An 11,858-nucleotide genomic window follows, 5' to 3' on the forward strand; every position below is an offset into this window, starting at 1 on the left:
TGCCGCACAGCACGAGAAACATGGCCGTCACGGAGTGCATCGATCCTTACGGAGGCGCGAGATGCCAGGCAACAGAGCGGTTGTCTACCAGGGCCCCGGCGTGGTGGAGGTCCGGGACACCGACTACCCCACGTACGAGATGAAGGACGGCCCCGGCGTCAACAAGGCGAATGTCGGCCGGCGTACGCCGCACGGCGCGATCCTCAAGACGGTCGCCACCAACATCTGCGGCAGCGACCAGCACATGGTCCGCGGGCGCACCACCGCGCCGCAGGGGCTCGTGCTCGGCCACGAGATCACCGGTGAGGTGGTCGATGTCGGGTCCGACGTGGAGTTCGTCAAAGTCGGCGACCTGTGCTCGGTGCCGTTCAACATCTCCTGCGGGCGGTGCCGCAACTGCAAGGAGCGCAAGACCGGCGTGTGCCTCAACGTGAACCCGGACCGGCCCGGGTCCGCGTACGGCTACGTCGACATGGGCGGCTGGATCGGCGGGCAGGCGGAGTACGTGCTGGTGCCGTACGCCGACTGGAACCTGCTCAAGTTCCCCGACCGCGACCAGGCCATGGAGAAGATCCTGGACCTGGCCATGCTCGCCGACATCTTCCCCACCGGCTACCACGGCTGCGTCACCGCCGGGGTCACCACCGGCTCCACCGTCTACATCGCCGGCGCGGGACCGGTCGGCCTGGCCGCCGCCACCTCGGCGTTCCTGCTCGGCGCCGCCGTCGTCATCGTCGGCGACCTCAACAAGGAACGGCTGGAGCAGGCGCACAGCTTCGGCTGCGAGACCGTCGACGTGGCCGCGGGCGACCCGGTCGAGCAGGTCCAGCAGATCCTCGGCCACGACGCCCCGGCGATCGGCCAGCCCCTGGTCGACGCCGCCGTGGACGCCGTGGGCTTCGAGGCCCGCGGGCACGGCGCGAACGCGCAGACCGAGATGCCGGCGACCGTGCTCAACTCCCTCATGGACCTCACCCGGGCCGGCGGCGCGATCGGCGTGCCGGGCCTCTATGTCACCGGCGACCCGGGCGGCGTGGACGAGGCGGCGAAGGAGGGCTCGCTGTCGATCCGGCTCGGTCTCGGCTGGGCGAAGTCGCACTCGTTCGTCACCGGCCAGTGCCCGGTGATGAAGTACAACCGCGAGCTGATGATGGCGATCCTGCACGACCGCGTCCAGATCGCGAAGAACGTCAACGCCACCCCGCTTCCGCTGGACCAGGCCCCGGACGGCTACCGCGACTTCGACCAGGGCGCGGCCCGCAAGTACGTCCTCGACCCGCACGGCATGGTGAGCCGAAGCGCGGCCTGACGACGGGCTGCCGCGCCGGCCTCCGGCGCGGCAGCGCCCGGCGCCCGCATCAGGCGCGGTCGGCCGGGCGGTCCCAGCCGTCACAGGCGTCGGCCGGGTCCTCCCCGAGCAGGTCGAGCAGGTCCGGACCGGTGTGGCCGGTGTCGACCGAGCGGCCGGTCAGGCCGAGTTGCGCGGCGCAGTCGCGGCCGTACCCCTTGACCATGCGGTCGGCGCGGGTCAGGTGCCCGCAGCGCGGGCACCGGCGCATCTCCACGGGTGCAGCGGCCATGACCCCAGTATCGGCCGACCGGCGGCCTCACACCCGGAACGTGCCGACCAGCTGCTGCAGTTCGCCGGACATCCGGGCCAGGTCCCGGGCGGCGCGCTGGGACTCCCCGACGCTCTCGGTGGTCAGCCGGGTCGTCGTGGCCAGCGTCTCGATGCCCCGGGCGATGTGGTTGACGCCGCCGGCGGCCTCGCTGACGCCGCGGCTCATCTCGCCGGTGGTGGCCGTCTGCTCCTCCACCGCCGCCGCGATGGTGGTCTGGTAGTCGCTGATCCGGTTGATGATCACGCCGATCTCCCCGATCGCCGTGATGGCGGTGTCCGTGTCCGCCTGGATCGCGGTCACCCGGGCGCTGATGTCCTCGGTGGCCTTGGCCGTCTCCTGGGCGAGATCCTTGACCTCGCTGGCGACCACCGCGAAGCCCTTGCCGGCGTCACCGGCGCGCGCCGCCTCGATCGTGGCGTTGAGCGCGAGCAGGTTCGTCTGTTCCGCGATCGCCGTGATCAGCTTGACGACGTTGCCGATCTCCGCGGAGGACGTGCCGAGGCTGGAGACCGTCGCGTTGGTCGTCCGGGCCATCGTCACGGCCTCGCCGGCGACGTGGGCGGCCTGATTGGCGTTCTCGGCGATCTCGCGGATGGACGCGCTCATCTCCTCGGAACCGGCCGCGACGGTGTCCACGTTGCGGCGGATCTGCTCCGCGGCGGCGGCGACGTTGCCCGCCTGGTTGCTGGACTCCTCGGCGTTCCCGGAGATCTGCGTGCTGGCGGCCGAGAGCTGTTCCGCGGCGGCCGCGAGCGACTGGGAGGCCTGGCCCAGTGACTGCACGGTGTCGCGCATGTTGCCGGTGGCCCGGTTCAGGGCGCCGGCCATGACGCCGACCTCGTCGCGCGAGCGGACCGGGACCGTACCGGTCAGATCGCCCTCGGCGACCCGGGTCAGCGTGGCGCTCACCTGGCCGAGCGGCCCGGTGATGCGCCGGACGGTGAGCCAACCGAGCAGGACGGCGGCCGCGAACCCGGCCACCAGGCAGGCGATCATGATCGTCCGGCTGGTGCGGTAGTCGCCGGCCGTCGCCTTGGCCGCCGCGGCGGCGCTGTCCGCCTCGAACCCGGCAAGGGCGTCGAAAGCGGCGTTGACCTTGTCGACCAGGGGCGCGGCGATGCCGTCGTACGCCGTCTCGAAGCCGGCGCTGTTGTCGGCCAGGGCCGTGGGGATGAGCCGGGCGTCGCGGATGGCGTTGAAGGCGGTCAGGCTTTGCTTGAGCTCGTCGACCGGCGTCTGCTGCGCGGCGTCCAGGCCGAGCGCCGCATAGTCGTCGACGCCCTTCTGCACGATCGCGGCCGCCCGCTGGGCGTCCTCGATCTTCTGCCGGCTGTCGGACGCCTCGGCCGAGATGTTCGCCATGGCCAGGCCGAAGAGCTCGTCGTCGAAGGCGCCCTGGGCGGCGGCGAGGGCGGCGGACGGCTTGAGGTTCTCCTCGTAGATCTCGGTGGCGTCGGCGTTCGCCTGGCTCAAGGCGACGAGACCCACGGTCGCCACCACGGCGCCGGCGAGCAGCGACACGAGGAGCGCAAGGCTGATCTTCACGCCTACGCCGAGGTTGCCGAACCAGCTTCCCTTGATGCCGCTCTCCGTTGCCGAGTGCCGTCGTGCCATCCCTGATTCCTCCGGTTCCGCGCCCTGCAGGCTTGATCGCTGTCAGCCCGCCTATCGGCGCGCGTCACCGCCGGTGAATCTCCCTCTTCGTGCTGCTCCGGCAGCCTCACCGGGCCGGTTGCATCCCGGTTGCGGCCCGGACCGGCCGCCCCGTCAGACCCGGAAAGCGGTCACCAGGGACTGCAGCTCGGCCGACATGCGCGCGAGCTCGCCGGCCGCGCGCTGCGAGTCGCCGACGCTCTCGGTGGTCAGGCGGGTCGCCGCGGCGAGCGTGCCGATGCCACCGGCGATCTGGCCGATCCCCGCGGCCGCCTCACCGACGCCCCGGTTCATCTCGGCGGTGGTCGCGGTCTGCTCCTCGACCGCCGCCGCGATGGTGGTCTGGTAGTCGCTGATCCGGGAGATGATCTCGCCGATCTCCCCGATCGCCGTGATGGCCGTGCCGGTGTCCGCCTGGATCGCGGTCACCCGGGCGCCGATGTCCTCGGTGGCCTTGGCGGTCTCCTGCGCCAGGTCCTTGACCTCGGACGCCACGACGGCGAAACCCTTGCCGGCGTCGCCCGCGCGGGCCGCCTCGATCGTGGCGTTGAGCGCGAGCAGGTTGGTCTGCTCGGCGATCGCCGTGATGAGCTTGACCACGTTGCCGATCTCCGCGGAGGACGTGCCCAGCTTGGCGACCGTGTCGTTCGTCGTGGCGGCCATCGTCACGGCCTCCCCGGCGACCGCCGCGGCCTGGTAGGCGTTCTCGGCGATCTCGCGGACGGAGGCGCCCATCTGCTCCGAGCCGGCCGCGACGGTCTCCACGTTGGCGCGGATCTGCTCGGCGGCGGCCGCGACGCCCTCGGCCTGGTCGCTGGAGCTCTCCGCGTTCCCGGCGATCTGGTCGCTGGTCGCGGACAGCTCCTCGGCCGCGGCGGCGAGCGACTGCGAAGCCGTACCCAGGGACTGCACGGTGCCGCGCATCGTCGCGGTGGCCCGGTTGACCGCGGCGGCCATCGTCCCGACCTCGTCGCGTGAGCGGACCGGGACCGTACCGGTGAGGTCGCCGTCGGCCACCCGCGCCAGCGTGGCGCTGACCTGGCGCAGCGGCCCGGTGATGCGCCGGACCGTGAGCCACCCCAGCAGCGCCGCCACGACGAAGCCGGCGGCCAGGCAGGAGATCATCACGATGCGGCTGCTCCGGTACGCGTCGCTCGTGGCGGCGGCGGCCCGCCGGGCGTTGGCCGCCTCGAAGTCGCGCAGCGCGTCGAAGTCGGTGTTCACCTGGGCGGCGAGCGGCTCGACGACGGTCTCGTACCCGCGCTCGAAGGCCTCACCGTCGCCGGCCAGCGCCGCCGGCACCAGCTGGGCATCGCGGGCGGTGTGGAAGGCGAGCAGGTCCTTCTCGAGCCGGGCGATCAGCTGCCCCTTCGCCCCTGTCACACCCAGCGACTTGTAGGCGTGGACACCGGTCGCCAGCTGGGTGGCGTCGCGCCGGGCCACGGCCACCTTCGCCTCCGACTCGGACCGCTGATCGGAGACGGTCGCCAGCACCAGCGCGAACAGCTCGTCGTCGAAGGAGCCCTGGGCTGCGGCGAGGGCCGCGGACGGCTTGAGGTTCTCCTCGTAGACGGCGTGCGCGTTGGCGTTCGTCTGGCTCAGCGCGACGAGGCCCACGGCCGCGACCACACCGCCGGCCAGCAGCGCCACGACGAGCGCCAGGCCGATCTTGACACCGACCCGCAGGTTGGCGATCCAGCCGCCGTGCTCGCCGTCCGCCGTACGTGCCCGTCGTGCCATCGGTGCCCCTCCGGTTGCGTCCCACTGTGGGTGTGAGCGCTCCTATCGGCGCGAGGATGCATCGGTTGAGCTTTGGTGATCGATCAGCCGCGCACCAGGCCGTTGCGGTACGCGTACACGACGGCCTGCACGCGGGTCCGCAGCCCGAGCTTCATGAGGATGCGGGACAGGCGGGTCTTGACCGTCGCCTCGCCCAGGTACATCCGCGCGGCGCCGGCGCGCTGCTCTCCCCGTGGCGCGACGTGTCGATGCTGGGCTTCCTCGGCCTGCTCCTGCTCTACATCGGGCTGGCCCGGACGGGCGTCGTCGGCTGGTGGGCCACCGGCGTCTACGTCGTCGCGCTGGTGGGGATGTTCACCGCGCTGTTCGCCCCGCTCGCAGTCGTAGGGATCCGAGCAGCCCGCCGCGCGCGGACGCTGTGACGAGCTGCCCGCCGGGGGCCGTGGAGGCGGCCTCCGGCGCGGGCGTGGCGGCCCTGCGGCGGCCGGACGGCCGGACCCGGACCCGGCGGGCGAGGTCGGCGACGAAGGTGAGCGGCGGCAACAGCAGCAGGAACAGCAGGACGGGCCAGGCCCACGGGTGGCTCTCCACGGCGTCGACCCCGGCGCCGAGCCCCGGGAACAACCGGTCGTGCAGCCACGGGAGCCAAGGCGCGGCCCCGAGCAGGAGCGCCGCGACCAGCACCAGGGTACGCAGCGCCCCGGCCGCCCCGGGCCCGAGCGTGAGCGCGAGCACGACCGCCCCCGTGGCGCAGGCGACCATCCCGGTCAGGCCCAGCAGGGTGATGTCGGTCAGCAACGCCAGCACCCCGCAGGCCAGCAGGGCGAGACCGCTGAGCACCATCGGCCCGCGCCGCCCGGAGCTGCGGTCCACGGCCTGGTACGCCGTACGCGTCACCGCCCGTACGGTGGCGAACGTCGGCCGCAGCGAGCGCGGCGGGTCCGCCATCCCGGTCCCGGCCGCCGTGGCCACCGCCGCCGCCCGCGTGGCCGTACGCAGGAACAACGGCGTACGCCTGCGGGCCTCCTCGCGCAGGGTCTCGCCGGGAACCGGGCAGGAGTCGAGCAGCGCGGCGGTCTCCGTACGCGACGGCTGCTCCTGCGCCGACCACGCGTCGAAGGCCTGCAGCCACTGCCCCCGGCCACCCTCGTCACGGATCTCCTCGGCCACCACGCGCAGCTCCTCCGCGGCGATGTCCTCCTGGAAGGCCTCGGCCAGCCACATGGCGAGGCCGGGCAGGCTCGGCGGGACGGGCAGCGTCTCGTCGTCCAGGAACGCCAGCGCGGCGCGATGCTCGCCGGGCACCGGCCGGCCGAACTCCGCCAGCCGGTCCACGAACGTCGCCACGCGCCGGCCGGCGGGAACGCCGTCGTTCTCCAGCACGGCCAGGACGCGCCGCGGGTCGAGGAGCAGGTGCACGAGCCAGCCGCACCCGTCGAGCCGGCCCCACATCCAGTCGTTGGCGCGCCACGACCGCTTGTAGAAGGCACCGAAGTGATGGACCTGCAGGCCGGTCAGCTTGCTCGCCGCGGTCGGATGGCCCGGCGCCAGCCCGCTGCGGGTGTCGGCGCTGACCTGGATCAGCTCGACGAACTGCTCCACCTCCTGCAGGACCGGCAGCACCGACCGTACGGCCACGTGCAGGTCCAGCAGCATCCGGACCGGTTCCGGGCCGCCGAGGACGGCGAGGTAGGCCTGGATCTCCTCGCCGGCCGCCGCGCGCCGCTGGGCCGCCGACGGCCGGGCGCCGTCGGGGGCGGGACTGCCGGCCGTCACCGCGTCCCCGGCGAGCCGCCGCAGCCGTCCCGCGACCAGGTTCACCACACCGGTGAGCTCGCGCCACGCGGCACGCAGGTCCTCCTCGGAGCCCTGCAGCCGCGCGTACTCCGCGGCCAGCTCCGCCACATCGCCGGGCAGCGACGCGACCGAGGCGCGGCGGGCCACCGGGTCCAGGTGAGTCCGGACGAACGACTTGATCTGCGTCTGGCGCGTCTCGCTGAGCGGCCGCAGCACCCGCATGGCCGCATGGGCGAAGGCGTAGCGGTCCTCGACCGACCCGGACAGCGTGTAGCCCAGCCGGACCAGGCGCAGCACGGTCGCCTTGGCCGCGTCGAACGCGGGCCGGCCGAGGGCCACCGCCGCCTCGGCCGCCTCCGCCTCGGTCGCGGGCGGCTCGGCGGGCCAGCGCCGGTTGACCGCGTCGACGGCCGCCGCCCGCAGCTCCTCCATCTGGTCGGTGCCGGGCAGGAACGGCCCCTCGGCGTGCTCCGGCCACAGCGCCGGCAGCTGCCGGGCGATCTCGGCCAGGAGCGGCGTCACGAGCCAGTTGCCCTGCCGCCGCCGGTAGTCCGCCCACGCGCCCGGGTCGGTGAGCAGGCCGCCGTCGCCCAGCCGGCCCGCGAGGACCGCGAGGCGAAGCCGGGTGTCGGCCATGGCGCGTACCCGGTCGTTGTGTTCCTTGATCGCGGCCAGGTCGGCCGCGATGGACTGGTTCATGGTCGCGTTCAGATCCGCGAGCAGGGCGGCGGCCAGATCCGGCGGCTGCGCCTTGCTGCTCTCCGGCGGTGCCGCGGCAGGAGCGCTCGACGGTACGACGTACAGCAGCGCACGGCGGACGTGCCGGTCCCCTTCCCGGTCGAAGATCGTCTGGAGCACGGGCGCGAGGGGGCGGTTGACGAGCAGGCCGCCGTCCGCCGCCCAGTGCGAGCGGGTCGCGTCCACGTACGGCGTCATGTCCGGGTGCAGGTCGTCCAGCTCCCCGGCGGCCCGGCGGCCGACCGGCAGGAACGACGGCTCGAAGGCCCCCGGGAAGGAGGCGCTGCTGCGGGCGGCGAGGGCCAGCGGCGCCGCGATGTCACCGGCGAGCGCGGACTCGTCGAAGTGGAACAGCGCGTGGTGGTCGGCGTCGCCGATCTGCGTACCGTAATCGTCGGTGAACCGGCCGATCTCCGGCGACAGCAGCGTCGTGGTGATGAAGACGTCGGTCCTGCGGGGTTCCGCGACCGTCGCCCGGCCGCCGAGGATCGTCCGGATGCCGGAGTTCAGCGCGGTCAGCATCTGGTCGTCGCCCCGCAGCAGTGAGGGCGGCGCGGGCTCGCCGGGGTCGCGCAGCAGCCGGCCGACGTCGCCCGCCTCCAGCCAGATCCCCCGCAGCCCGCCCAGGCCGACGCGGCGCGCACCGGACAGCCCGAGCAGCGCGGCGTTGATGCCGCCCGCGCTCGTGCCGGCGAGCACGTCGACGCCCACCTGCACATCCACCAGCTCCAGCAGCCGCTGGTAGCGCTCCCGCAGCCGCAGGGCGGCGCCGCGCTCCGCCGGCTGCGGGAACGGCTCCCGGGGTGTCCGCAGGGCGCTCGCCTGCACGAGCAGGTCCAGCTCCCGCGCCACGCCGCCCATCCACACGGCGAGGCTGACCCCGCCGGTGAACGCGAGCGCCAGGCGTACCTCCTGGGTCGCCAGCGTCGCCGGCCGGGGACCGCCGTCCGGCGCGGCGGCGCCGCGCGAGGTCAGGTCCGGACGCCGCGGGACGACCTCGTCCGGCGCCGTCGTGATGCCGGGCTCGGCGGCGGTGGTCTCCGCGGCGGGCGGTACGGGAATGGTGGGAACGCTCACGACGCACCTCCTCTGTGCCTGCCAAGCCGATGCACGGGCACGGTCGGTGATACCGGCGGTCGGGTTGCGGACCGGTTGAACCTCGGACGACCGCTCACCAGCGGCGTACGGCGACCGATGGTGCACACATGGAACGCTTGCCCGCTCGCGTCGTACCCGCGGTGGCGGTCGTCGCGGGGCTGCCCACCGTACTGGCGCCGGGGTCCGGGGTGGCCCAGGTGGCGTACACGGCCGGCTTCTCCGCCGTCGTGGTGCTGGCGTGGCTGGCCGTACGCGCGAGCACCGGAGCGGCCCGGCTGCCGCACGCGCTGATCGCGGGCGCGCTGACCACCTGGCTCGGCGGCGACCTGCTCTACCTGCTGCTCGACCGGGCCGTCGGCGACCTGGGCGACGTCTCCGCCGCCGACGGGCTCTGGGTGCTGGGTTATCCGGTGCTGGCCGCGGGCCTGCTCGTGATGGTGCGGCGGCGGGCGCCCGGCCGGCTGCGCGAGGCGGCGCTCGACGGGTTCGCCATGGCGACCGTCGTAGGGGCGCTGTTCTGGCAGTTCATGATCCTGCCGGCGTTCCGCGACAACGAGCTGTCGGCCGCGGTGGTGGTCACCGCCTTCTACCCCTTCGGCGACGTGCTGCTGTTCGCCACGGGCGCGTTGCTGGTGTTCGCACCCGGCGGCCGCCGCGGTCCGATGCGGTGTGTCGTGGCCGCGCTGGCCATCACCTTCCTCGGCGACGTGTTCCTGTCCGCAGGCTCGATGTGGCTGCCCGACCTCGACGTCGACCGCCTGGACGCCGCGCTCCTGCTGGCCAACAGCCTGTTCGCCGCCGCGCTGTGGCACCGGGGAGCCGGCGCGCCCACCGCGGCCCCCGCCGACCGCCTGCACCCGGCCCGGGTGGTCTTCCTCGGCGTCGCGCTGCTCACCCTGCCGGCGCTCGCGGTCACCCGCGTCGCCGACGACGCCATCAGCCGGGGCACGCTGCTCACCGCGATGGTGCTGCTGACCGTCATCATCCTCGTCCGGTTCACGCTGGTCGTCCGCGAGCAGGAACAGGCCCGCTCGGCGCTCGCCCACCGCGCCACCCACGACGACCTCACCGGGCTCATCAACCGCCAGGACCTGCACGCCCGGCTCGCCGCGGCCCTGGAACGCGGCGACGACGTCCTCGTGCACTTCCTCGACCTGGACGGCTTTAAGGCGGTCAACGACCGGTACGGCCACGCCGCCGGCGACTTCGTGCTCACCGAGGTCGCCCGGCGGCTGCGCCGGCAGGCCCGCACCGGCGACACCGTGGCGCGGCTGGGCGGCGACGAGTTCGTGGTGGTCACCGACACCACGGTCGACGCCGCGCGGATGGCCCGCCGGCTGCGCGACGCGGTGCACGCGCCGATGCCGTTCGAGGGTCACGACCTGGTCGTCGACGTCAGCGTGGGACACGCCCGGGTCGGCCCGCAGTACACGACCTCGGACCAGCTGCTGGCCGCCGCGGACAGCCAGATGTACCGGGAGAAGGCCGGGCACCGTACCCGCCGCGACGCCGGCCGGACGAAGCCCGGAACTGTCGTACCGCTGCCGTAGGGTCCCCTCGTCGCTTCCGAGAGGGGATCCCATGCGCCTGCCCGTCCGCTTCGAGCCCGCCGCCGAGCCGGTGGCGGCCCCGGTGACCAAGCTGGGCGGCCGGCCCGACTGGCTCACCGGCCCGGAATGGCCGCTGTCGGCCGCGCTGGGCGAGCCCATGACCTTCATCGGCCAGTTCCGCGTGGACGACGGCGAGAGCCCCGCCTGGCGTACGTCTTCATGAGCGACGACGACGCGGACGGGACGTGGGAGCCGGAGAGCGGCGAGAACGCGGTCATCGTCCAGCCGGGCGCCGGCGCGCCGCCGTTCGTCACCGCCGCACCGCTGCACGAGGGCCCCAGCCTGCCCGGCACCGACCACCTGCCGGTCGAGGACACGCTCGCGGACGACGAGGTGCCCTGGCAGTTCCTCGGCGGCGAGCCGGTGTGGCTGCAGGGCGACGAGACCCCCGGGGAGGGCTGGCGGCTGGTCGGTCAGATCACCGACGCCATGGGCCACAACTTCGGCGACGCGGGCATCGCGTACGTCTTCGTCTCCCCCGACGCCGCCGAGGGCCGCTTCCTCTGGCAGTGCGGCTGACCGCCGGCGGACAACGCGACCGGCGGACAACGCAGCCGGCGGGCGACGCGGCGGCACGGCTGCCCGGTCCAGCGGCGTGGGCGGCCGGCCACCGGCGGCCTCTTCCCGGCGCCGCGCCCGGCGGGCCTGCCGCGGCAGCGGCGTGGCGGGTCGATCCCGCGGCGACGGCGACAGCGTGGGCGGGCCGGCGGCGGCGTGGGCGGGCCGGCGGCGGCGGGGCGGTGCAGGTCAGAGGGGGTACGGTGGCCGTGATCCGCTACCGTGGGCGGCCATGAACGAAGCGCCGCCGCGGCCCCCGGCCTGGATCGACTGGCCCCTTCGCGTCCTCGCCGTCATCTTCGTGCTTCCGTTCCGTCTGCTGTGGGAGCTGCTCGGCGTCGTCGGCCGGTTCCTCGCCCGGTACGTGGGGCGGCCGCTGGCCTGGCTCGGGCACCACCTGATCGTCGTGCCGGTGACGTTCCTGTGGCGCTACCTGGTCGTCGTGCCGCTCTCGTTCCTGTGGCGCTATCTGATCGTCGTGCCGGGACTGTGGTTGTGGCGGTGGGTCGTCGTCGTGCCGTTGTCGTGGCTGGCGCACTGGCTGCTCGTGGTCCCGGGCCGGTGGCTGTGGGAACGGCGGCGGGCTTTGCTGCGACCGCTCGCGCTGGTCGTGCGGTATCTGGTCGTCGTGCCGGTGGGGTGGCTGCTGACCGTCGTCACACCCGTCCTGGTGCTCCTCGGCAACGGGATCGCCGCGGTGGCGCGCGGCTTCGTGCGCTGGGTGCTGGTGCCGGCGTGGCAGGGCATCGGGTGGGTGTCGTGGCAGGTGTACCGGTGGCTGCTGCGGCCGGGGTGGCGGGGCGCGGGCTGGCTGTTGCGGCAGGCGTACCGATGGCTGCTGCGGCCGGTCGGGCTGGCCGTGCGGTGGGGGTGGCAGCACACGGTCGGGCCCGCGTACCGGATGGTGGCCGCCGCCGGACGATGGGTGCGCGAGAGCGTGCTGCGTCCCACCGCGGACACGGCCCGCGCGGTGCTGGTCTCGGTGGGCCTCCGCCGGTGACCCGCGTGGCCGATTCGTTCAAGACGGCGGGCGGGCGGCGCT

10 protein-coding genes and 1 pseudogene are annotated in these 11,858 nt (G+C 74.0%); 6 read left to right on the forward strand and 5 right to left on the reverse strand.

All coding sequences use genetic code 11. From position 1 onward, the window contains the following. The first annotated feature begins 61 nt into the window (after positions 1-61). Complete coding sequence (gene fdhA, locus AB0K03_RS08640; protein WP_364682189.1) at positions 62-1,309, forward strand: formaldehyde dehydrogenase, glutathione-independent; 1,248 nt, start codon at positions 62-64, stop codon at positions 1,307-1,309. Positions 1,310-1,358: 49 nt separating this feature from the next. Here fdhA and AB0K03_RS08645 read toward each other — a convergent pair whose 3' ends face one another. The 4 genes and pseudogenes from AB0K03_RS08645 to AB0K03_RS08660 form a co-directional block, all read right to left on the reverse strand. Next, on the reverse strand, positions 1,359-1,580 hold the full coding sequence (locus AB0K03_RS08645; RefSeq protein WP_364682191.1) for a hypothetical protein: 222 nt from the start codon (positions 1,578-1,580) through the stop codon (positions 1,359-1,361). A 27-nt stretch (positions 1,581-1,607) separates the two neighbouring features. Beyond that, entirely contained in the window at positions 1,608-3,236 is a 1,629-nt protein-coding gene (locus tag AB0K03_RS08650; RefSeq protein WP_364682192.1) for a methyl-accepting chemotaxis protein, read from the reverse strand. A gap of 153 nt (positions 3,237-3,389) precedes the next feature. Next, positions 3,390-5,015, reverse strand: coding sequence for a methyl-accepting chemotaxis protein (locus AB0K03_RS08655; RefSeq protein WP_364682194.1), 1,626 nt, complete (start codon positions 5,013-5,015; stop codon positions 3,390-3,392). Between the two features lie 83 nt (positions 5,016-5,098). Next, positions 5,099-5,227: pseudogene (locus AB0K03_RS08660) on the reverse strand (LuxR C-terminal-related transcriptional regulator); the annotation flags it as partial. A gap of 30 nt (positions 5,228-5,257) precedes the next feature. On the opposite strand from AB0K03_RS08660, the gene AB0K03_RS08665 reads away from it, so the two are divergent. Beyond that, positions 5,258-5,437 (forward strand): hypothetical protein, encoded by a 180-nt coding sequence (locus tag AB0K03_RS08665; protein ID WP_364682195.1) that lies wholly within the window; start codon positions 5,258-5,260, stop codon positions 5,435-5,437. On the opposite strand, the gene AB0K03_RS08670 is transcribed toward AB0K03_RS08665, so the two are convergent. Then, a complete protein-coding gene (locus tag AB0K03_RS08670) occupies positions 5,370-8,627 on the reverse strand; it encodes a patatin-like protein (RefSeq protein WP_364682197.1) in 3,258 nt (1,085 codons plus the stop codon). The genes AB0K03_RS08665 and AB0K03_RS08670 overlap by 68 nt on opposite strands. A 128-nt stretch (positions 8,628-8,755) precedes the next feature. Between AB0K03_RS08670 and AB0K03_RS08675 the strand changes: the two genes are divergently transcribed. The 4 genes from AB0K03_RS08675 (at position 8,756) to AB0K03_RS08690 (ending at position 11,816) form a co-directional block, all read left to right on the forward strand. Further along, the gene (locus AB0K03_RS08675) at positions 8,756-10,198 is read left to right on the forward strand and encodes a GGDEF domain-containing protein (protein WP_364682199.1); all 1,443 of its coding nucleotides are present in this window, start codon (positions 8,756-8,758) and stop codon (positions 10,196-10,198) included. 31 nt (positions 10,199-10,229) lie between these two features. Beyond that, complete coding sequence (locus AB0K03_RS08680) at positions 10,230-10,421, forward strand: hypothetical protein (protein ID WP_364682201.1); 192 nt, start codon at positions 10,230-10,232, stop codon at positions 10,419-10,421. Next, positions 10,418-10,777: a hypothetical protein gene (locus tag AB0K03_RS08685; protein WP_364682203.1), complete on the forward strand. Its 360-nt coding sequence runs from the start codon at positions 10,418-10,420 to the stop codon at positions 10,775-10,777. Before AB0K03_RS08680 ends, AB0K03_RS08685 begins: the two co-directional genes overlap by 4 nt. A 271-nt stretch (positions 10,778-11,048) precedes the next feature. Then, the gene (locus tag AB0K03_RS08690; protein ID WP_364682205.1) at positions 11,049-11,816 is read left to right on the forward strand and encodes a hypothetical protein; all 768 of its coding nucleotides are present in this window, start codon (positions 11,049-11,051) and stop codon (positions 11,814-11,816) included. Positions 11,817-11,858 lie beyond the last annotated feature (42 nt).

This window comes from Actinoplanes sp. NPDC049316 (genome assembly GCF_040677315.1).
GTDB lineage: Bacteria > Actinomycetota > Actinomycetes > Mycobacteriales > Micromonosporaceae > Actinoplanes.